General features: G+C 40.2%; 21 protein-coding genes. All 21 read right to left on the reverse strand.

Translation table 11 applies throughout. The features are described 5' to 3' along the window. Positions 1–105: 105 nt before the first annotated feature. Entirely contained in the window at positions 106–1,038 is a 933-nt protein-coding gene (locus FQT67_RS09445; protein ID WP_003060110.1) for an ATP-binding cassette domain-containing protein, read from the reverse strand. Beyond that, positions 1,031–2,083 (reverse strand): ABC transporter ATP-binding protein, encoded by a 1,053-nt coding sequence (locus tag FQT67_RS09450; protein ID WP_012767556.1) that lies wholly within the window; start codon positions 2,081–2,083, stop codon positions 1,031–1,033. Before FQT67_RS09450 ends, FQT67_RS09445 begins: the two co-directional genes overlap by 8 nt. 11 nt (positions 2,084–2,094) lie before the next feature. Then, on the reverse strand, positions 2,095–3,126 hold the full coding sequence (locus FQT67_RS09455; RefSeq protein ID WP_046177231.1) for an ABC transporter permease: 1,032 nt from the start codon (positions 3,124–3,126) through the stop codon (positions 2,095–2,097). Positions 3,127–3,135: 9 nt separating this feature from the next. Next, complete coding sequence (locus tag FQT67_RS09460; RefSeq protein ID WP_003052794.1) at positions 3,136–4,050, reverse strand: ABC transporter permease; 915 nt, start codon at positions 4,048–4,050, stop codon at positions 3,136–3,138. Positions 4,051–4,317: 267 nt separating this feature from the next. Continuing rightward, positions 4,318–5,973 carry a peptide ABC transporter substrate-binding protein gene (locus tag FQT67_RS09465; protein WP_003058031.1) on the reverse strand — a complete coding sequence of 552 codons (1,656 nt, stop codon included), beginning with the start codon at positions 5,971–5,973 and terminating at the stop codon, positions 4,318–4,320. Between the two features lie 232 nt (positions 5,974–6,205). After that, positions 6,206–7,552, reverse strand: coding sequence for a type I glutamate--ammonia ligase (glnA, locus tag FQT67_RS09470; RefSeq protein WP_015017410.1), 1,347 nt, complete (start codon positions 7,550–7,552; stop codon positions 6,206–6,208). A gap of 37 nt (positions 7,553–7,589) precedes the next feature. After that, positions 7,590–7,961: a MerR family transcriptional regulator gene (locus FQT67_RS09475; RefSeq protein WP_003058022.1), complete on the reverse strand. Its 372-nt coding sequence runs from the start codon at positions 7,959–7,961 to the stop codon at positions 7,590–7,592. A gap of 76 nt (positions 7,962–8,037) precedes the next feature. Then, positions 8,038–8,559, reverse strand: coding sequence for an aromatic acid exporter family protein (locus FQT67_RS09480; RefSeq protein ID WP_046177232.1), 522 nt, complete (start codon positions 8,557–8,559; stop codon positions 8,038–8,040). A 491-nt stretch (positions 8,560–9,050) separates the two neighbouring features. Beyond that, positions 9,051–10,247: a phosphoglycerate kinase gene (locus tag FQT67_RS09485; RefSeq protein ID WP_003058011.1), complete on the reverse strand. Its 1,197-nt coding sequence runs from the start codon at positions 10,245–10,247 to the stop codon at positions 9,051–9,053. A 183-nt stretch (positions 10,248–10,430) separates the two neighbouring features. Then, positions 10,431–11,288, reverse strand: a complete 858-nt coding sequence (locus FQT67_RS09490) for a 5'-nucleotidase, lipoprotein e(P4) family (protein WP_003058027.1) — start codon at positions 11,286–11,288, stop codon at positions 10,431–10,433. 183 nt (positions 11,289–11,471) lie between these two features. Next, positions 11,472–12,482 carry a type I glyceraldehyde-3-phosphate dehydrogenase gene (gap, locus tag FQT67_RS09495; protein ID WP_003052840.1) on the reverse strand — a complete coding sequence of 337 codons (1,011 nt, stop codon included), beginning with the start codon at positions 12,480–12,482 and terminating at the stop codon, positions 11,472–11,474. A gap of 339 nt (positions 12,483–12,821) precedes the next feature. After that, positions 12,822–14,900 (reverse strand): elongation factor G, encoded by a 2,079-nt coding sequence (gene fusA, locus FQT67_RS09500; protein WP_003058029.1) that lies wholly within the window; start codon positions 14,898–14,900, stop codon positions 12,822–12,824. Positions 14,901–15,403: 503 nt separating this feature from the next. Beyond that, on the reverse strand, positions 15,404–15,874 hold the full coding sequence (rpsG, locus tag FQT67_RS09505; RefSeq protein WP_002992078.1) for a 30S ribosomal protein S7: 471 nt from the start codon (positions 15,872–15,874) through the stop codon (positions 15,404–15,406). A 20-nt stretch (positions 15,875–15,894) separates the two neighbouring features. After that, positions 15,895–16,308, reverse strand: coding sequence for a 30S ribosomal protein S12 (gene rpsL / locus FQT67_RS09510; protein WP_003052844.1), 414 nt, complete (start codon positions 16,306–16,308; stop codon positions 15,895–15,897). A gap of 260 nt (positions 16,309–16,568) precedes the next feature. Further along, complete coding sequence (locus FQT67_RS09515) at positions 16,569–19,190, reverse strand: SEC10/PgrA surface exclusion domain-containing protein (protein ID WP_046177233.1); 2,622 nt, start codon at positions 19,188–19,190, stop codon at positions 16,569–16,571. After that, entirely contained in the window at positions 19,181–20,020 is an 840-nt protein-coding gene (purR, locus tag FQT67_RS09520) for a pur operon repressor (protein ID WP_003058017.1), read from the reverse strand. Before purR ends, FQT67_RS09515 begins: the two co-directional genes overlap by 10 nt. Positions 20,021–20,119: 99 nt before the next feature. Then, positions 20,120–21,058 carry a 3'-5' exoribonuclease YhaM family protein gene (locus FQT67_RS09525; RefSeq protein WP_046177234.1) on the reverse strand — a complete coding sequence of 313 codons (939 nt, stop codon included), beginning with the start codon at positions 21,056–21,058 and terminating at the stop codon, positions 20,120–20,122. Further along, positions 21,048–22,319, reverse strand: coding sequence for a DNA recombination protein RmuC (locus FQT67_RS09530; RefSeq protein ID WP_003056075.1), 1,272 nt, complete (start codon positions 22,317–22,319; stop codon positions 21,048–21,050). The genes FQT67_RS09525 and FQT67_RS09530 overlap by 11 nt, the downstream gene beginning before the upstream one ends. Before the next feature lies 1 nt (position 22,320). Beyond that, entirely contained in the window at positions 22,321–22,953 is a 633-nt protein-coding gene (locus FQT67_RS09535; RefSeq protein WP_003056070.1) for a thiamine diphosphokinase, read from the reverse strand. Continuing rightward, complete coding sequence (gene rpe / locus FQT67_RS09540; RefSeq protein WP_011054175.1) at positions 22,946–23,608, reverse strand: ribulose-phosphate 3-epimerase; 663 nt, start codon at positions 23,606–23,608, stop codon at positions 22,946–22,948. The genes FQT67_RS09535 and rpe overlap by 8 nt, the downstream gene beginning before the upstream one ends. 9 nt (positions 23,609–23,617) lie before the next feature. Continuing rightward, complete coding sequence (gene rsgA / locus FQT67_RS09545) at positions 23,618–24,490, reverse strand: ribosome small subunit-dependent GTPase A (RefSeq protein WP_003061995.1); 873 nt, start codon at positions 24,488–24,490, stop codon at positions 23,618–23,620. Between the last annotated feature and the right edge of the window lie 87 nt (positions 24,491–24,577).

Here is a 24,577-nt window from a genome sequence, read left to right on the forward strand (position 1 = left end):
AAATGAAATCGACATATTTTTCCCATCAAAAAAGGATTAACGACAAAACCAAATGCAAGGTTTTTAGTAATCCTTTTTCTAATGTCTCAATTATTTTGTGACTGCTTAATGATACTCCCGTCGATATTGGTCTGCTTCTTCTTGGGTAGCTAAGACAAAATGGCCTGGCGTAATCTCATGCATCTGACGTTCTTGGCCGTCCAATTCTTGACTTGGATCATATACATCAGCCACCCGCTGACGTTCTTTGTCTGGATCTGGTTCAGGAATAGCCGAGAGTAGGCTCTTGGTATAAGGATGAATAGGATGATTATAGACATCATCTGAGGTCCCAATCTCCAACATTTTACCCCAGTGCATGACTCCGATACGGTCAGAAATGTATTTGACCATTGACAAGTCATGGGCAATAAAAAGATAAGTCAATCCACGTTTGTGCTGAAGCTTTTGCATCAAGTTAACTACCTGGGCCTGAATCGACACATCGAGAGCTGAGATAGGTTCATCAGCAATGATAAATTTAGGTTTAACTGCCAAAGCACGGGCAATCCCAATCCGTTGACGTTGACCACCAGAAAATTCATGGGGGTAACGTGTCAAATGGTCCTTGTTCAACCCAACCAAATCAAGGAGTTCTTGCACGCGTTCTTCTCGTTCTGCCTTTGAAGCTGTGAGTCCATGAATATCTAGCCCTTCTGCCACAATATCTCTGATTTTCATACGGCCGTTAAGACTAGCCTGAGGATCTTGGAAAATCATCTGAGCATCCTTACGAAAGGTCCGCAAGTCTTTCCCTTTCAAATGAGAAACGGTTTCACCATTAAAAATAATTTCCCCTTCATTAATATCATAAAGCTTTAAAATGGCGCGACCAACAGTTGTTTTTCCTGATCCGGATTCCCCAACCAGTCCAAACACTTCCCCTTCATAAATATCAAAGCTCACATTATCAATGGCTTTGACTTCGTTTTTCTTTCCCTTATTGAAAGTTAAGGAGACATTTTTTAACTCTACTAATTTCTTTCGATTATCATTCATTTAGCTTGCCTCCTTCTCGTTTTTGCCATTTTGCCCATCGTTTTTGAATTTGAACTGGCGGAGTGACTTTGGGCGCTCGCTCATCTAATAACCAAGTTGCCGCATAATGGGTGTCGCTGACCTTAAACATCGGCGGAGCCTCCACATGATCAATATCCAAGGCAAATTCATTGCGGGCTGCAAAAGCATCTCCCTTAGGAGGATTAAGCAAGTCAGGCGGCGTTCCTGGAATAGATTCTAAACTCCCTGAGGCGGTATCTGTGGTTGGCATAGAATTAAGCAAGCCCCATGTATAAGGGTGTTGCGGGTTATAAAAGACTTCATCCACCGTTCCATACTCAACAATTTTTCCAGCATACATTACCGCGACACGGTCAGCCATACCAGCCACAACTCCAAGGTCATGGGTAATGAAAATAATAGATGATTCCGTCTGTTGTTGGATTTCTTTCATTAATTTCAAGATTTGTGCCTGAATGGTAACATCAAGTGCTGTGGTCGGTTCATCAGCAATCAGGATTTCTGGATTAGCTGCGAGAGCGATAGCAATCACAGCACGCTGACGCATCCCACCTGACCACTGATGTGGATAATCATTAATATGCTCTTCAGCATTTGGAATACCTACTTGATGCATCAATTCAAGAGCACGACTCAAGGCTTTTTGCTTACTAATATTCTCATGAATCAAAATAGCTTCAGCAATTTGCATTCCGATTTTCATCGTTGGATCGAGACTGGTCATTGGGTCTTGGAAAATCATGGCAATTTCTTTACCACGTACCTTAACCCATTCTTCTTCCTTAAGGGCATTGAGTTTTTTTCCTTTAAAATCAATTTCCCCAGAAAGGTTAGCATTTTTAGCATTTAAGCCCATCAAGGTCCTAGTGGTCACTGATTTTCCTGATCCAGATTCCCCAACAATCGCAAGCGTTTCTCCTTTTTTGAGGTCAAAACTAATATCGCGAATAGCTTTCACATCCCCTGCATAGGTTTTGAAATCAACGTGGAGGTTTTTAACACTTAAAATGGTTTCGTTTGTCATTTGTTCTCCTCCTATTCGTTATTTGATTTTGGATCAAAGGCATCGCGTAGCCCATCTCCTAAAAGAATAAATGCCAAGGAAATAAAAACTAAAGCAAGAGCTGGAAGCAAGACTTGATAAGGGTAATATTGCAAGTTTTCCTGAGCATCTGTAATCAAAGAGCCAAGTGAAGCAGTCGGTGGTTTGACACCAAGGTTGATGGCAGACAAGACTGATTCATACATAATGGCACTTGGTACTGTCATCATGATTTGCACAATGATAATCCCTGAAATATTTGGCAAGACATGTTTAAAGGCAATTTTGACATTGCTTTCGCCTAATGCCCGAGAGGCTAACACAAAGTCGCGTTCACGGTAAGACAAGGTCAAATTACGCACCTGCCTAGCCATAGAAGTCCAACCCACAATCGCAATCGAAATAATAATTGAGGTTACTCCATTTCCAAGCAAGAGTCCCAACATGGTTACAATAACTAAGTTAGGGATAGAGGAAATAATCTCAATAATCCGTTGCATGACCGTATCCACCTTACCTCCAGTAAATCCAGAGACTAACCCGTAAGTGACCCCGATAATAAGGTCAATTAAGGTTGCGACGATAGCAATCAAAAGCGAAATCCGAATACCCACCGTAATGCGTTTGCCAAGACTACGTCCCAGATTATCCGTTCCTAATAGAAATGTTTTCCCTTCTGGGACACCTTGGTCAGCATAAGCATCATTGGCCTCCGTATTTCCAGCATAGGTAATGGTTCCGTTCCAAAATGGCAAGCTACTGCTCAATTTAGGAGGTAAATTACGGTAAATGCTAACTTCCTTACTGTTAAAACTATTGGCATCTTGCTTAGAAACCACTGCATTTGACCCTACTGAAAAGACCAGTAGCACAGCCAAAAATAGCATGGCAACAACCGCTAATTTATTATGTTTTAGACGACGCCAAGCATCCTGCAGAAAAGACAGTGCTGGCTTTTGAATTTTTTCTTGTGAATCAGAGCTTCCTGCCCCCACAAGTTGAAATGACTTTCTTTCTTCTACCATAACACTCTCCTATCCCAACCGCACACGTGGGTCTGCTATACTAATGATGATATCAGTTATCAAAATAGCTACCATCAACATGAGGGCGTACACAATCGTTGTTCCCATAATCACAGGATAATCTTTTGTTGGAATGGACGATACAAATTGTTGCCCAATACCTGGAATGGAAAAAATTTGTTCAATTAAGGCCGATCCCGTTAAAATATTAGCAGCCATAGGCCCTACCAAGGTCAATACAGGAATCATAGAATTCCGATAGGCGTGTTTTCGAGTCACTTGACGTTTGGTTAATCCCTTGGCACGCGCTAATTGAATATAGTCAGAGTTCAAGGTTTCAATCATTTCACTACGGAAAAAGCGAGTGACTTGAGCAAATACAGGAATAGCTAACGCTAACGTTGGCAAGATCGTTTGCCCAAAGGTTCCCCAGCCAGAAAGTGGTAATAAAGCCCATTTGAAACCAAAGTAGTCCAACAGCAACAAACCAATAATAAAGGCTGGCACCGAAATACCAAGAGTAGAAATCACGCTTAGAATGGCGTCAATCTTATTATTTTTATTACGTGCTGAAACCGCTCCGACAAACAATCCAGAGCTAATCCCTACCACAAGGGCTTGAATACCCAAATGAACGGAAACACCTAGCCGTTGCGAAATCAATCTAGTGACTGATTGGTTAATAGATTGGTAGCTGGTACCAAAATCACCATGTAAAATATCAAATAGGTACTTCAAGTATTGTTGCCACAAAGGTTTATCCAAGCCATATTGCTTATTCATCATGGCAATCATTTCATCAGTTAATTTAGGGTTATTGTATGGTGTCCCTGGCATAACCTGCATCAAAAAGAAAGATAAGGTCACCACAACCCACAGTGTCGCTAGCAAAATAGCCACACGTTTTAAGAGATATTTTGTCATATTTTTCCTCTAACAAAAGCAAGAACTGACCGAGGCCAATTCTTGCAATATTTCGTTACCATAGACCGTTACAATGAAGTGAGATAGCGTAAACTTCTAAGAAACCTACTAATCCCCTATCGTCTCGTTAGCCTGATTATCATAATGTCTTAGCTACTTTTCTTAGTAAGTAAGCCAAGAGCTGCCATTACGTCATCCTAAGCGCCAACTAAACAATGGTATGATACTATCTGAGCTCATTCTTAGTCTCTTGCAGTGTTTTCTGACTTATTTTTTATAAGCGTATGTAAAGTCAACGTTTAATCCAGTTGAGTTACGGATAAGTCCTTTGATGCTTGGATTTTGCAAACCTTTACCACTACGGAAATAAAGTGGGTTGTAAAGGGCATTGTCATAAAGCGCTTTTTCAGCTGCCTTGTAGTCATCTGCTGCTTTGTCTGTATCAAGAGCATCTGTTGTTAAGGCTTTTTCATAAGCTGAATCGTAATCTGAATTAGTGAACTTACCATAGTTGTAAGCAGAACCTGATTTAAACAAACCGTAGAAGGTTGATCCTTCTGGGTAGTCACCTCCCCAAAGGGCTACAGCTACTTCAAAGTTTTGGTTTTTGGTGTCTTCCAAACGTTGTTTGAACGGTACAAATTTTTCTTCAACGGTTAAACCAGGAAGGGCCTTCTCCCAAGTTTCTTTGATATAATCAACAGAAGCTTTGGCAACTGGGGTATCCGCATCAGCAGTGATGGTTACTTTAAGAGAATCTTTTCCAAGCTCAGCCAAACCTTCTTTGAAGAGCTTACCAGCTTCTTTTTCATCATATTTGTAACCTGGTGCAACATGTTTTGCCAAGTCTGTTCCATCGGTTAACTTCGCTAAACCAGTTGGTGCAATGCCAGTTGCTGGTTTTGAACCCGTATCAACAGCAGCAGAAACAATACCTTCACGATCAGTTGCTAAATTCAAGGCTTGGCGAATCTTAAGATTGCTGAGGGCTTCAACAGACCCTGTTTGATTGTAAACCATGTAAGCTGTGGTTGCTTCTAACACTGGGACAACATCTTTATTCTTTTTATTGGCGTTATAGATAGCAGATGTTCCTGAAATGTTAGCAAAATCAAGTTTACCTTGTTTGTACATTTGAACGGCTGTGTCTGGTTTTTTAACGGTTTGAACTTTGACCGTTTTAGTCTTCACGTTCTTAGCATCCCAGTAGTTTTTGTTTTTCACTAACTTAAAGGTGCCACTTGTACCGTTCCAATCCTTGACCGTATATGGTCCAGAGTAAAGTTGTTTTTCTGATGTAGTACCGTAGTCTTTACCCGCTTCTTTAACAAAGGATTCTTTTTGAGGAACAAAGTTAGAGAAGGATAGCAAACTCTTGAATTGTGGAGCTGGTTCTGTCAAGGTAAAGATAACTTTATTGCCATCAGCCTTAACGCCTAAACTATCCAAATCGGTATTCTTACCAGTATTGATATCTTCAGCATTTTTTAAGTGAGATTCTGTTGCCAGATAAGCATATTCAGATGCTGTGGCAGGGTCTACCATACGTTTCCAGGTATAAACAAAATCTTCTGCAGTTAAATCACTACCGTCAGACCATTTCAACCCATCACGCAAGGTTGCTGTATAGGTTAATCCATCTTCTGAAACATCCACTTTTTCAGCTAGATCCGGTTGAAGTTTCCCTTTGGCATCCACACGAAGAAGATTACTACCAGAGTTACCAATGGCTAAACTTGAATACGTGTCTGTGTTTTTGGAAATATCAAGGGTGATGATTTCGGTAGGCGTGTACCAACTGATTTCATCCTTATTATCGGTAGAAGCCGCTTTATTTCCACATGCCATTAAAAGCGTAGCTGACGCAAGTGTTAATGTTCCCAGTCCAATTCGTTTCCATGGATATGATTGTAATCCTTTCATCTCTAAACCTCCTAGAAAAACTGTTGTTAAAATTATTAAGTTAAATTATATCACAAATCTGAAAAAAGGGAACACATTTATCTGAAAATTTTTGAATTTATTTTTATAATAGATATATCGCTATAAAAGCTGATATTAAAATGTTTTTTAGCTTTTTAAAGAATAAATAAACACATGATTTGAATAATAATATAAAAAATCCCACTCGACCACTGAGCGGGATTTCATTTTTCTAATAATTGTGAAGGTAGTTATCAATTTCCCATTGAGACACGAAGGTAGCATAGGAAGCCCATTCAATACGTTTTGCTTCCAAGAAATTGGTGTAAATATGATCACCAAGTGCCTCTCGAACCACTTCGTCTTTTTGCAAGGCCTTCAAAGCGTTATGAAGGGTTGATGGTAAGTCAACAATACCTGCTGCATTACGTTCTTCGACTGTCATGGTGTAAATATTAGCTTCCACTGGCTCGGGTGCTTCAATTTTATTAATAATACCATCTAGTCCAGCTTCAAGCAAGACTGCAAGAGCTAAGTAAGGGTTTGCCGTTGGGTCCACGGAACGTAACTCTAAACGAGTCCCCATGCCACGCGATGCTGGCACCCGAATCAATGGCGAACGATTGCTTCCTGCCCAAGCCACATACACAGGCGCTTCATAGCCTGGAACCAAACGCTTATAAGAGTTAACCGTTGGATTGGTGATGGCAGTATAATTGTAAGCATGTTTCATCAAACCGCCTAAGAAATAGTAAGCGTCTTCTGATAACTTCATGCCACGCTTATCATTTTCATCATAAAAGGCGTTGTTGCCTTGCTTGTCAAACAAGGACATGTTACAGTGCATTCCTGATCCAGCAATCCCAAATTTAGGCTTAGCCATAAAGGTAGCATAAAGTCCATGCTCACGCGCAATTGTTTTAACCACAAGTTTAAAAATTTGGATATTGTCACAGGCTTTTAGGACATCAGCGTATTTAAAATCAATTTCATGTTGCCCAACCGCTACTTCATGGTGACTAGCTTCTACTTCAAAGCCCATTTTCGTCAAGACATTGACAATTTCACGGCGCGTGTTGTCTGCCAAGTCAATAGGAGCCAAATCAAAATAGCCACCATTATCGTTAACTTCAAGAGTTGGATTCCCCTTGTCATCCATTTTAAAGAGGAAAAATTCTGGTTCTGGCCCAAGGTTAAAGGATTGATAACCAACCTCGTCCATATGTTTCAAGGCTTTTTTCAAATTGCCACGTGGGTCTCCTGCGAAAGGTTTTCCTTCTGCAGTATAAATGTCACAAATCAACCCTGCGACTGCCCCATTCTCATCCCCCCAAGGGAAAACAATCCAAGTATCTAGGTCAGGGTAAAGGTACATATCAGACTCATTGATACGCACAAATCCTTCAATAGATGAACCATCAAACATGGCTTTATTCGATAACACTTTTTCTAATTGCTCTTCAGTTGCAGGAATTTCGACATTTTTCATAATTCCCATGATATCAGTGAACATCAAGCGAAGGAAGGTTACATTTTTCTCTTTGACTTCGCGACGAATGTCAGCTGCTGTGATTGCCATTGAATAGGTCTCCTTTACGTTTCATCCGAGTCGTATCTTAGATACGAAAATTACCAATATGTTGTGAAGGGGTAGAAAAACCACTTTGAGTTAGCAATTCATCATGTAAGATCCGTCTAACATCTGCATCCGTCAAAGCTTTTTGTTTTTGCAACAGTTTATCTTGACGCTCAATATATTCACGCTTAATCGCTGCAATATTGAGTCCTTCAGCTAAAAAGTCCTTAATCTCCAATAAACGATCCATATCATTTAAAGAAAACATGCGACGGTTGCCTTCCGTTCGCTCAGGTTTGATCAATTCTTGATCTTCATAATAGCGAATCTGTCTAGCAGAGAGGTCCGTCAATTTCATGACAGTACCGATAGGGAAAACAGCCATTGATCGTCTAAGTTCTTTTTCTTTCATGACAAACTCCTTTCACACCCCCTATTATAGGCTGAAAAAAATAGGCTGTCAAGCCTATATGTCATATTATCTAACATCATTTTGCAGATTTTTTCTTGAACCATCTATTTTTAATCAATTCCACGTCAGCATTGACCAAAATAGCCACAAAAACCCCACAGAAAGTTTCAAAAACACGTGAAATCACATAAATGAACGTTTGACCTGTCGGAATCGACAAAGTGATAATTAAGAGAGCAGCTACAGCACCAATAATCCCTGATTTATTATTGAAAGCGACGTTAAACATAATGGTCAACATCGTTAAAATAGGAACCAAAATGAGTGTCACCAAAATATGTTGCTGAAAAAGGGCATTGAAAAAATAAAAGACCAAAGCTAACAGACCACCAATACTATTGCCTAATATCCTTGAAAAACCAAACGATACGGTTCTATCCAAATCTTCTCTCAAACTAAACACAGCCGTCAAGGCGCCAATCTGCAACCCTTCCCAATCAAAGAGAATAAAGAGCAACAGAACAAAAAAGACCGACAAACCTGTCTTAAATGTCCTCATGCCAATTCTAAATTTTTGAGGGTCAAATCTGTATTTCATCTTACCCGCTTTCCTTACCTTACTTTCTTTTTTAGACACAGTTTATTCTAACATGATTACCTGACAAAGAAAACTAATTTTATGTTCCCTCTAAAAGAAGACGTTTTCCTTTCTAAAAAATAACATGTCACCTTTTCTTCCTCCCACAAAAATAATACTTGCCCCTATAAAACCAACCTCTGTATTGCTGCCCGCCTACCTTTCTAATCACACAAAAAGATGATGATTCGCTCTCTTTACCTTGCCGGTACCTCAAAGATTTCAAGAGCAAGTCAGTCAGAGTTATCATTCTTATACAGTCGCTAAGACCAGCAAAAACCTGACTTTAATTAGGCTAATTTCCCTTACTGATTTTAAATTCTAGGAATACTACTTGATACACTAAAAAAGAGTTGGTTACCCAACTCTTTTCATTCTTAAATGACAGAAGCTTAGCTTCTTCTATCTCTAGCCTCAGACTATCTTTTAGATCGTCTGAACTGATTTGTTGTTTATTTTTCAGTAAGTGCTGCAAGTCCTGGTAAAACTTTACCTTCTAGAAGTTCCATAGATGCTCCACCACCAGTAGAGATCCATGAGAATTTGTCAGCACGACCAAGGTTGATTGCTGCAGCAGCTGAGTCACCACCACCGATGATTGATTTAACGCCTGGTTGTTTCACGATAGCGTCCATCACACCGATTGTACCAGCTTGGAAGTCAGGGTTTTCAAAGACACCCATTGGACCATTCCAAACAACAGTTTTCGCACCAGTCAAGGCTTCGTCAAATTTAGCAATTGATTTAGGACCGATGTCAAGACCAAGGAAGCCTTCTGAAACTGCTTCACCTTCTGTATCACGAACAACATCGTAACCAGCAAAGGCATTTGCTTCTTTTGAGTCAACTGGCAAGATCAATTTACCATTTGATTTTTCAAGCAATTCTTTAGCCACATCAAGTTTATCTTCTTCCACAAGTGAGTTACCGATTTCGATGCCTTGCGCTTTGTAGAAGGTATAAGTCATACCGCCACCGATAAGGACTTTGTCAGCTTTTTCAAGAAGGTTTTCGATAACACCGATTTTATCAGATACTTTTGAACCACCAAGGATAGCCACAAAAGGACGTTCTGGTGTTTCAACAGCCTCTTGGATATAAGCAATTTCGTTTTCAAGAAGGAAACCAGCAACAGCTTTTTCCACGTTTGCTGAGATACCAACGTTTGATGCATGAGCACGGTGAGCAGTACCAAAAGCGTCGTTTACGAAGATACCATCACCAAGTGAAGCCCAGTATTTACCAAGTTCAGGATCGTTTTTAGATTCTTTTTTGCCATCAACGTCTTCAAAACGAGTGTTTTCAACAAGCAGAACTTGTCCATCTTCCAAAGCCTCAATAGCTGCTTCTAATTCAGCACCACGTGTAGCACCAGGGAAAATAACGTCTTGTCCAAGTTTAGCAGCCAAATCAGCAGCCACTGGAGCAAGTGATTTACCAGCTTTGTCCGCTTCTTCTTTCACACGGCCAAGGTGAGAGAAAAGAATAGCACGTCCACCTTGTTCAATGATGTATTTGATAGTTGGAAGTGCCGCAGAAATACGGTTGTCGTTAGTGATCACGCCATCTTTCAAAGGTACGTTAAAGTCAACACGAACAAGGACTTTTTTACCTTTCAAATCAACGTCTTTAACTGTTAATTTAGCCATTTGAATAGACTCCTTAATATTTTTTATACTCTTCTATTATACCACAATTCTCTTGATAAAGTTAAAATATGAAAACAATAAAATAATAATTTCACAAAATAGAAAATCCTTTCCAAAGAAAGGATTGATTTTCAGAAAATAGCTATCGTAAAAAAGGAGAGACGACTCTCTCCTTTATCTGACTTACTTTTCGAAACTTTCCAGAGCCTTACGACGCTCTTTTAATTGATGAGAAGCATCAAGTTTGTCACCTTTATAAACCGCACTTTCCCATGATCCATACATTGGGTTAGGGAAAATAATAAATTGACGCCCAAACTCTTCTTGTAATTCTGATAATAATGCTGTTCTATCTTCTTCAGATTTTTTAGAGAAATCAGCAAAATCAACAAGATTATCACCAAATAACATAATCAAGTTAGTCGTCTCTTTCACTTTTTGCCGGCGAGCTTCTTTTGATTTAACGCCTTCTTCTAAGAATAAGAGGTGGTCACGGCCCTGAACTGGAATGCCCTCTTTTTGGAGATTTTCCATAGTAGCATCGACTTGGCTCACTGCACGGTCTGAGATGTAATAAATTTGAACCCCATTTTGATCTGCAAATTGCAAGAATTCTTTAGCGCCTGCGACAGGTTTAGCTTCTTTCTTTTGTACCCAAACATCCCAACTTTCTGGTGTGAAGCTTGTTCCCTCTAAGATATTCTTAGCTTGGTAGGGACTATTGTCAAGGACTGTTTCATCAATGTCTAACACAATAGAATAGGGCTTGTCCGTTGCCTGTCCTAATTGATTTTTCAAACGATCAGTCGCTAGTTGATAACCTTGTAAATATAGCGCTTTAGCTTCTGCAGCTCGCTGATACCACAACACAGACATGGTATTTTCATTAGATCGTAACTGCTCATCACTATAAGTAACCTTAGTCTGTTTAACAGTTTCTTTACTATTAACGTTGGCTTTATGGTCAAGCTGGGCACAGCCTGTCACTAAAAAAAGGGACAGGGCAAGAGATATGACACTAGCAACTTGTTTCGTTTTCATTGAAAAACTCCTTTTTTCTTATTAAAGAAATTTTAACCTTATTTAATTTAAAAGTCAAGTGCTGTTAAATACAAAACAAAACCATTGTTCTATTGAAACAAAGAGAATACTTATCTTATACAGCTCCAATTTACATCAAAAAAAGAACCTAACAAAAGCTAGGTTCTAAACATTAATAACTAATTATTTAGCGATTTTTGCAAAGTACTCAAGTGTACGAACAAGTTGAGCAGTGTAAGACATTTCGTTGTCATACCATGATACAACTTTAACCAATTGTGATCCATCAACTTCCATAACTTTAGTTTGAGTTGCGTCAAACAATGAACCGTATGATACGCCTACGATATCTGAAGAAACGATTGGATCTTCAGTGTAACCGAAGCTATCGTTTGAAGCAGCTTTCATAGCAGCGTTGATTTCGTCAACAGAAACGTTTTTGTCAAGAGTTACAACCAACTCAGTTACTGATCCAGTTGGAACAGGAACACGTTGTGCAGCACCGTCAAGTTTACCGTTCAATTCTGGGATAACAAGACCGATAGCTTTAGCAGCACCAGTTGAGTTAGGAACGATGTTTGCAGCACCAGCACGAGCACGACGAAGATCACCACCACGGTGTGGTCCATCAAGGATCATTTGGTCACCAGTGTAAGCGTGGATTGTAGTCATAAGACCTTTTTGGATACCAAATGCATCGTGAAGAGCTTTAGCCATAGGAGCTAAACAGTTTGTAGTACATGAAGCACCTGAGATAACTGTTTCAGTACCGTCAAGAATGTCGTGGTTAGTGTTGAAAACAACTGTTTTAACGTCGTTTCCACCAGGAGCTGTGATAACAACTTTTTTAGCACCGTTAGCATGTAAGTGTTTTTCAGCAGCTTCTTTTTTAGCAAAGAAACCAGTTGCTTCAAGAACGATTTCAACACCGTCAGTTGCCCAGTCGATGTTTTCTGGATCACGTTCAGCAGAAACTTTGATGAAGTTTCCGTTTACTTCAAATCCACCTTCTTTAACTTCAACAGTTCCGTCAAAACGTCCTTGAGTTGTATCGTATTTCAACAAGTGTGCAAGCATGTTTGGATCTGTAAGGTCGTTGATACGAGTTACTTCAACACCTTCAACATTTTGAATACGACGGAATGCAAGACGTCCGATACGACCGAAACCGTTAATACCAACTTTAACTACCATTAGTGATTTCCTCCTTATGAAAATCAAAAGAATATTATTAAAGGGAATACTCCCTACCTATTGTGAAAAGATTAACTTACAACCATCTGTAATAACCTTTCAACAGAACTATTATATAACTATTTCAGAAAAAATGCAAATAAATTAGCCATTTTCATAAAGGACACTTTCCTCGTTTGTCCCATAAAATAACCTAAAACTAGGAAGCCCCTTTCTTAAATCTTTACTAAGGCTTCTTAACGTTTAAAAGAAATCACTCCTTTTAGGCTGGACTGTACTATAAAGTTGGCTGACCTAAAAAAGAGGTTAGGATAGCTATCCTTAACCTCTTAGTGGTGATTATTCACCTTTGTTTTTCTTAATGATTTCTTCTTGAACTGACTTAGGAACATCTTCATAGTGGTCAAATACCATCATGAACGTACCACGTCCTTGAGTTGCAGAACGAAGAACTGTTGCATAACCGAACATTTCAGCAAGTGGTACATAAGCACGAACGATTTGGCTGTTACCATGTGCTTCCATACCATCAACACGGCCACGACGAGCTGTCACGTGTCCCATAACGTCTCCAAGGTTATCTTCTGGAGCTGTAATCGTTACAAGCATCATTGGCTCAAGGATAGCTGGTTGTGCAGATTTAGCTGCTTCTTTAAGTGCAAGTGATGCAGCGATCTTGAAGGCAGTTTCAGATGAGTCGACATCGTGGTACGAACCATCGTAAAGTTTAGCTTTAACGTCAACCATTGGGTAACCAGCAAGAACACCGTTTGCCATAGATTCGATCAACCCTTTTTCAACAGCAGGGATGAATTCACGAGGAACCACACCACCAACGATAGCGTTTTCGAACTCGAAACCTTTACCTTCTTCGTTTGGTGTAAATTCAATCCAAACATCACCAAATTGACCTTTACCACCAGATTGGCGTTTGAAGAATCCACGAGCTTGTGTCGAAGCGCGGAATGTTTCACGGTAAGATACTTGAGGAGCACCTACGTTTGCTTCAACTTTGAACTCACGACGCATACGGTCAACAAGGACATCAAGGTGAAGCTCACCCATACCAGCGATAACTGTTTCACCTGTTTCAACGTTTGTTTCAACGCGGAATGTTGGATCTTCTTCAGCAAGTTTTTGAAGGGCAACACCCATCTTGTCTTGGTCTGCTTTAGATTTTGGTTCAACCATCAATTGGATAACTGGTTCTGGAACTTCGATTGACTCAAGAATAACTTTTGCTTTTTCATCAGTCAATGAGTCACCTGTTGTTGTGTCTTTCAAACCAACAGCGGCAGCGATATCACCAGCGTAAACTGTTTCGATTTCTTGACGGCTGTTCGCGTGCATTTGAAGGATACGTCCGATACGCTCACGTTTTCCTTTTGATGTGTTCATCACGTATGAACCTGAGTTAAGAACACCAGAGTATACACGGAAGAAAGTCAAACGACCTACGAATGGGTCAGTCATGATCTTGAAGGCAAGGGCTGCAAAAGGCTCTTCATCAGATGCTGGACGTTCTTCTTCAGCGTCTGTGTCTGGGTTGATACCTTTGATTGCAGGGATGTCAAGTGGGCTTGGAAGGTATGCGATAACCGCATCAAGCATCAATTGAACACCTTTGTTTTTGAAGGCAGAACCACAAAGTACTGGGAAGAATTCAACGTTGATTGTTGCTTTACGGATACCAGCAATCAATTCGTCGTTAGTGATTTCTTCACCTTCAAGGTATTTCATCATCAAGTCTTCATCAGTTTCAGCAACTGCTTCGATTAATTTTTCACGGTATTCTTGAGCTTGTTCTAAGTATTCTTCTGGAATATCTTCTTCAAGGATATCTGTACCAAGGTCGTTGGTATAGATTTCTGCTTTCATCTTGATCAAGTCAATGATACCACGGAAATCATCTTCTGCACCTATTGGCAATTGGATTGGGTGTGCATTTGCTTGAAGACGGTCATGAAGTGTTTGTACTGAGTAAAGGAAGTCAGCACCGATTTTATCCATTTTGTTGGCGAAAACGATACGTGGAACACCGTATTCAGTTGCTTGACGCCAAACTGTTTCAGTTTGAGGCTCAACTCCTGATTGTGCGTCAAGAACGGTTACAGCACCGTCAAGAACACGTAGGGAACGTTGTACTTCGATGGTAAAGTCCACGTGTCCTGGTGTATCGATGATGTTAACACGGTGACCGTCCCATTGAGCTGTTGTAGCGGCAGAAGTGATTGTGATACCACGTTCTTGCTCTTGCTCCATCCAGTCCATTTGTGATGCACCTTCGTGTGTTTCACCGATTTTATGGATTTTACCAGTGTAGTAAAGGATACGCTCTGTTGTTGTTGTTTTACCAGCATCAACGTGAGCCATGATACCGATATTACGAGTTTTTGCAAGTGAAAATTCGCGAGCCATGTGTTTCTCCTATTTTTTAGTTTACTCTTTATTATAGCATTATTTAGAAAAAACGGATAGGCAGGACCTACCCGTTTTTTCTTCTTATTTTTGATAATAAGAGTTCATTAGTTTGATGTGAGTAACTCAAACAGTTATCGTTAAGTTGTTACATCTTATAATTGAACACGAGTTACAGACCTTCAGTGAATAAAGACAGACTCCCTTATACACAAACGCACAGTGTCACTTCTCTATTTTTCACTGATATGTTAACTCTTTATATCTTATTAATTGAGTTCGAGCTACAAGCCACTGACAAAAAGATAATGGTTCCTAGAAACTGAAGTTTCTGTGTCACTACTCCTATTTTGTCTTGGACTTGCTTAACGCTCTCACATCTTATATTAGTTGAATTTTAGCTACAAATGTCTGCCAAAAAGATAAAATTGCCTAGAAACTGAATTTTCTACGTCAATTTCCCTATTTTGGCTAGCATTTGTTTGACGCTAAAATATCCTATATTACCAACGGAAGTGTGCGAATGCACGGTTAGCTTCAGCCATCTTGTGAGTGTCTTCACGTTTCTTAACTGATGCACCTGTGTTGTTTGCAGCATCCATGATTTCTTTTGCAAGACGATCTTTCATAGTGTGCTCACCACGTGCACGTGATGCGTTTACCAACCAACGAAGTCCAAGTGTAGTACGACGTTCTGGACGAACTTCAACTGGGACTTGGTAGTTAGAACCACCAACACGGCGTGCGCGTACTTCAAGTACAGGCATGATGTTGTCCATTGCTGTTTCAAATACTTCAAGAGCATCGTTTCCTGTTGCTTCTTTGATAGCGTTGAAAGCATCGTAAACGATAGTAGCAGCTGTACCACGTTTACCGTCAAGCATAACACGGTTGATAAGACGTGTTACGATTTTTGAGTTATATAATGGATCTGGTAATACTTCGCGTTTAGGCGCTTGATTTTTACGACTCATTCTTTCTTATCCCCCTTCTATTATCCTTTTGGACGTTTAGCACCGTATTTAGAACGGCCTTGCTTACGGTCAGCAACACCTGCTGTATCAAGTGCGCCACGAACGATATGGTAACGTACCCCTGGAAGGTCTTTTACACGTCCACCACGAATAAGAACAACGCTATGCTCTTGCAAGTTGTGTCCGATACCTGGGATGTAGGCAGTTACTTCGATAAGGTTGCTCAAACGTACACGAGCGAATTTACGAAGGGCTGAGTTAGGTTTTTTAGGTGTCATTGTTCCAACACGAGTTGCAACTCCACGTTTTTGTGGGGCAGCCATTTTAGTTTGAACTTTTTTGTGACTGTTGTAACCAATGTTCAAAGCTGGTGAATCTGATTTTTCAACTTTAGATTTACGTGGTTTACGTACCAACTGGTTAATTGTAGGCATCTACATTCTCCTGTGTTTTTTATTTTTGGTTGACATGGCACTTGGTGACAGCCCATATCCGGTGCACTTTTTGCAACAATTGTCAGCACGTCTCTGTACACTTTTGAGAGACCAAAAGTAAAAAGTACCGTCTAATATAATAACACAGACGGTGCTTCATGTCAAATAGATTTTCCGCTTTTTTAGCTTATTTCAACTTACTGTTTAGAGACTCATACAATAATAGAATGCTAATCTGACTACAGGATAAACACAGGCTTTTATCTAGTGTCCTTACGAAGTTTAACCCCAGTCAAACCAACTGCCGCCAGCATAACCACACCTGCTTTAAGAGCTCTTTGAGTACTTTCATCAACATCAGAAATGAGATTGCTCGTTGTAGAAGATCCTGAGCCATAAGATGTCTTAGATGAGGGCTGAGTAATCGAAGATGTGATTTTAGACACAATGGCATTACTTGCTACCATTTCAGAGGTTTGGCCAACAAGCGCTTCTGCTACAAGACTTGTATTTTCAGCAGCTAATCTTGCTGAAGCTTCTAATAGTTGTTTCGTTTCTTTAACCATTTCTTGAACAAGCGGAGTAGTATCTATCTTACTATATGATAGCGGTTTTACGCCCGTAAGAGGTGGAGCTACTTGCAAATCAGGCACAGTAGCTATATCTTCGTCTAAGTGGCGATATTCCTTTTCATTAGCTAAGGTTTTAAGCAAAGTCAACTGGTGTTCTGTGGTAGCAATAGTAGCTTCTAGACTGCTTTTCTTAGCTTGTAAGGCTGCTAAAGTTTCTTGTGCATTTAACAAAGATGAGGTAGTTTTAGCCAAATCTTGCTTAGTATTATCAATGCGCTCACGTATCACTTGAAGGCGGTTAGGATTCAATTTAAAGTCCCTTAGATATTGCAAATGAGCTTTTTTAGCCACCAGTGCTGTCACTCTGGCTGCGGCTTGCTCTGCTAAGGCTTTTGTCTGGTGCATTGCGGCTTTCAACGATGCTAGCTTAGCTAATGATTGATCACGAGTAGCTTCGAGTTGTGCTTGTTTTGCTTTAGCTGCTAGTAATTCTGTTCTCAAAGAACCTTTAGTATCATTTAATTGTCTCACTTGAAGGTTTAAACTGTCTGACTGCTTAAGTGTGCTTGCTAATTTACCTTGAAGTTGACTTACTTTAGCTTGGGCTGCCATAATGTCAGCTTCTTGATGAATAGCCGACAAACGATTTTCTAATGAGCTTACTTTTCCTTTGATTGCTGCAATAGTATCAGATACAGTGCCTACTCTTTGGGCATAATCTTTTGTACTTCCAACGGCTTTTATAGGGGTCTTATTAAAGCGTTGATGGTTAGCAATGTTAGACTCTGGAAACATTACAAAGTGTTCATTCAAAGATCCTACATTGCTGGTTGAAAATCCAAGGTAAACAGGCGCATTAGGGTTATGTTTATCTACACGTAAAAAGTTAATAGCATGACCATATGTATTTCCGTGTAAATGATCTGTAAAGAGCATATACTTGATACTGTCATAAATACCACGTTTAATACCATTCACAGTATGCACATCGTTAAAAGCACCGATATTCTCGTACATGTTATCATCATTTCGAATAAGCCCTGACGCTCCGGCAGAGTCTTCAATAATAGTTTTATCATGAGGCCCAACACCATAATGCCCTGATGCCCCTGGCTGTCCGTAGACAAATGATGGTCTTGTATTACCATGAGTTTTCTTATAGCTGGTACTAAGTAATCTTGCAAATTCTTGTGATCCTGCTGTAACAGTAACTGGTGGTAGACCTAATTGTCTTCTTACACTATTAATCATGTGAGCTGCAAACTGCGCTAGCTCATTTTGCACTTCTGGTGTCAAATTATCGGGATCAACAAAGCGAGTGCGGTCTGCTGGAATATCTTGGTATTGATTTAATTGATTACCTGGACTAGCTTTGGCAATAATTTGATCTGCATGCTCTTTGTAATAATTATTGTAACTAGCTGATCCAATATAACCACTAGCTTCTAATTTTTTAAGTTCCTCAAGAGGATAGCCTTGCGGTGCTTTCATGGTATTAGTACCCACAATGCTATCTTGAGTAGACGGAGCTGAGGATTTAAGACGACTAAGTTCTGCCTCTTTTTCTGCTAGAGCAGCTTTCTGAGCTGCCAACTCTTCAGTCAATTGCTTTTTAACTTTAGCTTTTTGATTTTCTAAGTCAGCTTTAGCTTTCTCCAATTCTGAGCTTAATGCTTTTGTATTATCATTAGCCGTTTGAGCTGCTTTAGTGATAGCATCAGGATTGCTAATCATAGCATTGAGCTTAGCAATATTTTGTTCAGACGTTTTGACTTGTTCAACTAAATCTTGAGCTCGAGTAGTTTCTGCTGAAATGCTAGCTTTTTGTTCTGACAATGCAGTCTCTTTTGAATGTTGATCTACTTGAGCATTATGAAGCTCTGTTTCAGTAGCTGTTAACTCTCTTTGATATTCGGCTCCTTGGGCTAATAGCGTCTCCTCACTACTTGCAAGAGTATTAGTGTAAATTTCTTGTGCAGAGGTTAAAGCTTTTTGTTCATTATCTTGCTGCTCTTTTAAGTGGTTGATTTCAGCAGTAGTTTTTGTCAGAGCGGTAGCAAGCTCTGTCAGTTCTGCTTGTTGTTGATTTAGATTAGTTTCAACAGCTTCAACAGCTGCCTTTGTCTCTTCACAAGTTTCTGTTTTTGGAAGACTCTCTTCACTAGTATTACTTGCTTTAGCTCCCTCTGGTGCCAAATCGTCTGCCTTAACATGATGGGACACACCGACACTGGCACTTAATAAAGCGATAGTCGATGTCAAGGCAATTTTTTGCTTAACTTGATTTGGCTTTGGTTGTTCTAAGTCCATTCTTTCTCCTTTTTCCATTTATCGAAAATATTACCAACTTCTACAACAACATTGTTGTTTTTGACATCAATCTCTGAAACTTTCAGCAATGATTTGAAGGTCATTTGCTCACGCTCTGATTGAGCGTTTTCTGCAAACACAGCAACACCAACTAAAGTGCTGTCAAATTCTGTCAAGAGACTGATCATTCCCGTAATCGTCCCGCCACCTTTCAAAAAGTCATCCACAATCAACACTCGACTGTTTGGTTTCAAACTTCGTTTGGACAAAAACATTTTTTCAATACGGTCACTCGAAGCGCTGGCATAGTTGACAGAGACGGTAGACCCTTCTGTGATTTTCAAATCGCGTCTCACAATGACAAATGGAACATTCAAAATATTAGCAACAGCATTCGCAAGGGGCACTCCTTTGGTTGCAACTGTCATGACAGCATCAACCTTTTGCCCTTTAAAGGCATTGGCGATAATACGGCCTATGTTCTGTAAAATCTTAGGGGTACTCAAAAGATCTGATAGGTAGATGTAACCACCTGGTAAAATACGGTCGCTTTCTGATAACCGTTGGCATAAATCTTCAACAATTGTGCGAGCTTCCGCCTCTGAAATACTTGGCGTAAAAATCACACCACCACTAGCACCTGTTAGCGTATCAATCTCTCCAATATTGGCCTCATCAAAGGCTTTTTTTATGATAGCAATGTCTTCTGAAATAGAAGATTTAGCTGCTTCATATTTGGTAGCAAAGGTGTTTAAACTGGTTAATTTATAAGGGTTGTTAATCAAGTAATTTGAAATTACAACCATACGTTCACTTCGTCTTAATTTCATATTTTCCCCATTTTCGTGTACTTTATCATATTATACCATATTCTTCATAAAAAACGAACATTCGATTAAGGAAATGTCCGTTTTTCTTCTTATTCAAAATCAGTATTTAGGTTTATAGAAAGAACGATTATCCATAGCAAAAATACGATTGGTCATTTCCCCCTCGCTAACGCGGTTAAGTGCCGTGGTCATCATCATCATGTTGGCATCAATGTTATCAATCATGTGAATAATTTCAGCTTCCATAATACGAGGACGAACGGGACTACCGTATTCTAATTGGCCGTGGTGACTCAAAATAACATGACGAAGAACAATCACTTCCTCCTTACTGTCATCAATGTTGAGCTCAGCAATCACTTTAGTAATTTCTTCGTTAATCAAGGCAATATGGCCAATCAGGTTACCACGAACCGTGTATTCTGTATTATCTGGTCCTGTCAATTCCAATACTTTTGCAAGATCATGGAGCATAATACCCGCAAAAAGTAAACTTTTATCTAATTCAGGATAAATGTCACCGATACTATCCGCCAATCTTATCATTGTCGCGGTATGATAGGCAAGCCCCGATTCAAAAGCATGGTGGTTTGTTTTAGCTGCAGGATAAGTATAAAATTCTTTATCATACTTACGATAAAGAGCCCTTACAATTCGTTGCCACGTTGCATTTTCAATTTTAAAGAGCATCTGTTCCAAATAGTCACGTACTTCTGTCACACTGACAGGTGCCTTTTCTTTGAAGTCCTTTGGATCATTGGGCTCACCTGGGCGAACATTTCGCAAGGTGATTTGATTAACCTGAGGGGTACCATTATACACCTCGCGTCGCCCTTTCATAAACACGACTTTACCAGCAGTGAATTCTTCCACATTATAAGGTTGGGCATCCCAAAGATTTCCTGAAATTTCGCCAGTATCATCCTGAAAGGTAAGGTTAATAAAATCTTTCCCAGCTCTTGTTTTACGAACTTCTGCCGACTTAATGAGGTAGAACCCTTCAAAAAGCTGGTCTTTTTTCATTTGGTTAATTTTCATTGTTTTCCTCTTCTAATAGGGGCATGTTTAAGAGAGATGCTGTTGCTTGGTCTTGATAGGTTTCAATCGTATTTAGAGCACGAACAATAGCATTTGTCCTTGTTGAAATGAGCTGATCCAGCGTATTATTAGCTGTATTCATTTGCTTTTGAGCCTTGGCAAGCAGGCCGCCAAATTTATCGAATTCTAACTTGACATTGCCCAAAATTTTACTGATGTCATCAGCATTTTTTTGGATATTAAGGGTCTTGAAACCAACAGATAAGGAATTGAGCAAAGCAGACAGGGTCGACGGACCTGCAACCACGATATTTTCTTCCCGACGAAGGCTATCAAAGAACGCAGCATTTCTGACCACTTCTGAATACAGACCTTCGGTTGGTAAAAACATAATACCAAAATTGGTGGTCTCTGGAGGATTCAGATACTTTTTACGAATGTCTTTGGCAAAGCGTTTGATAGCTGCTAACAAAGCTTTTCGGCTATTTTCAATAGCTAATTTATCTCCAAGTTCGTAAGCATCTTCTAAACGATAATAATCTTCAAGAGGGAATTTTGAGTCAATCGGTAGGTAAATATAACCGCCTTGACCATTTCCTGGGAGCTTAATCGCATATTCTACGCGTTCACTAGAACCACTAACCGTTACAAATTCTCTTTCGTACTGGCTTGATGTCATGATATCCTCAATGATTTGGCCTAGTTGAAGTTCGCCTAAAATGCCTCGTGTTTTGGTATTGGACAAAACCTTATTTAAAGTACCCACATCTTGAGCCACGCTACGCATTTCTCCCAAGCCTTTATTGACACTTTCTAGTTGCTTGGATACAGAATCGAAAGAGGCGTGCAGACGATTTTTTAAGGTTTCTTCCAATTTTTCTTCAACAATCTGGCGCATTTCCTCCAAACGTTTTTCGTTAGATTCTTGCATATTTTTGAGCGATTGGTTGACCTGCTGGTTAATTTTTTCTAAGCGTTTGTCAGACCGGTCCCTACTATCAGACAAACTACGGTGCAAGACGTCACGAATATCTGTTAATTGTTGGTAAAGGTCTGCTTGTTGTCGGTTCATCAGCTGTGTTAGCTCTAACAATTGTTGCTTGTTAGCTGTATCCAACTGGTAGGTCATTTGGTCAGACAAATTATCCGCGTTGCCTTCTAGGGTTTGGGCAAGCTGATGTTGAAGGCCGTTGACTTTGAACAACAGATAAGCCCCTAAACCTAAGAGAACCAAGACCAAAAGGAACAAGATAAGGTCCATACTAACTCCAATCTTTACTTTGAATAATAATCAAGTAGCCACTTGGCAAGCTAACTGTAATAGGTTGATGGATAAAGGCATTACTGGAATAGATTTTCTTTTTGAAAAAGTTGGCCTGAGTTAACTCAAACTTGGCACCTGTAATGATCAAATCTGATTCCCCTTCTGCCATGAACGCCACATAGGTCATCCCTTCCTCTTGATGAATGAGGTGTCGGCCTGCCGGGCGATAGGTAATCATATTTTGTTGGTCACGCAAGGCGATTTGTGCCATAAAGGGAGCAATACCAGGGTCGCTAGGCAAAAAAATATTGGATAAGAGGTGGTCCATTCGACCCCCAAAAGCCCCAAAAATGGTCACTTCCGCCTCAGGAAAACGAGCAAAGACCTCTTTAAGGGCTAATTCCGTATCCGTATCATTTTTTTCTGGATTAGCAGTGATGAGAAGCTCTGCCTTCTCCTTTATATCCGTAAATGCTTCTTGGGAAACCGAATCAAAATCACCAACGGCCATATTCAAAGGAAGCCCATTTTCCAATAAAAACAGGCTCCCACTATCAATACCGACAAAATAATCAAACTCACGGGTGAAATAAGAAAGATCTCCCCCAGAAAAGAGGGCTACTTTAGTCATGTAGGGCCGTCCTTAGAGTCTGCACTTGGCTCACCAAGTCACTGGCTTTGAAAAGGTAAGACCCTGCTACAAAGACATTAGCTCCAGCTTCGTAGCAAGCACGAATGGTCTTATTGTCTACTCCTCCATCAACCTCAATGTCAAAGGACAATCCTTTTTCATCTCGCCATTTGGCTACGGTAGCCACTTTTTCTAAACATTCTGGGATAAAGGCCTGACCCCCAAAACCTGGGTTGACTGTCATAATGAGGACTTGGTCAACTAAGTCTAACAAAGGTTCTAGGGCTGTTGCAGGAGTTCCTGGATTAATCACTACCCCTGCTTTCATGCCAGCTGCCTTGATTTTTTGAAGGGCTCCATGAATATGACGAGTACTTTCTGTGTGAATGGTCATGATATCAGCACCAGCTTGTGCAAAAGCCTCAACATAGCGTTCAGGATCAACCACCATTAGATGGCAATCAAAGACCAATTTACTGTGCTTTCTCATACTTGCCACAACATCTGCACCAAAACTGATATTAGGAACAAATTGACCGTCCATAATGTCAATGTGAACGTATTCGGCATCTGTTTCTTCAATACGAGCTAGCTCAGAAGCAAAATTAGCGTAATCAGCTGCGAGAATAGATGGGGCAATTTTTAGAGTTGACATGGAGTAGACCTACTTTCTTTTGATAACTTTTTTATATGTTTCACGACGGTTTTCAATTTCACTGAGAAATTGGAGGTAATGCTCATAACGAACTGGCCACAACTCTCCCGTTTCAAGCGCCGCCTTGACAGCACACTTGGGTTCGTGGGTATGGGTACAGGATCTAAACTTACACTCATGGCTCAGCCGGCGCAGCTCTGGAAAAGCCTCGTTCAAATCTTCAGCATTAGCAATATCATAGTCTAATGATGAGAAACCTGGCGTATCCGCGATTTTTCCGCCATGGGTATTATAAAAGCTAACCGCCCGGGTGGTGTGACGACCACGCCCTAGACTATCGGAGATTTCTCCTGTTTCAAGAGCCAATTCGGGGGCGATTCGATTGAGAAGGGTTGATTTACCAACACCTGTTTGTCCCATAAAGACGGTAATTTTATCAGCTAGCAAAGGCAACAATTCCTCAAGACTGGTCACAAAATCGTAGCCGATCGCCTGATACTGTCGACCAATAGCTTCAATCTCCTCGGGACTATCTAATAAGTCCATCTTAGAGATATAAATCACCGGATGAATGGCTTTGTGTTCAAGCAAGATGAGAAAGCGATCCAAGAGATTGCTATTAAATTCTGGTTCTTTAGCAGACATAATAACCACCGCTTGGTCAATATTGACGATAGGTGGTCGGACCAAACTGTTTTTACGAGGATGAATCGCTAAAATATAACCTTCAGAGTTATCCTCTGCTGAGAAATCTACGATATCTCCAACATAAGGTGTCTCACCGCGCTTCCTAAAATTACCACGCGCTCGCGTCTGATATACTTGTCCTTCTGACTCCACGTAATAAAAACCAGCCAGAGATTTAATGATTTTGCCTTGCAACTGTGCTCCTTTGCCCTACTATAATATCTCTATTATATCAGAAAAACGCTCCCAAATCAGCATTTGACTCTAAGTTTCGCTTGTCTT

It is taken from the genome of Streptococcus sp. NCTC 11567, assembly GCF_902141215.1.
In the GTDB taxonomy this organism is placed as follows: Bacteria; Bacillota; Bacilli; order Lactobacillales; family Streptococcaceae; genus Streptococcus; species Streptococcus dysgalactiae.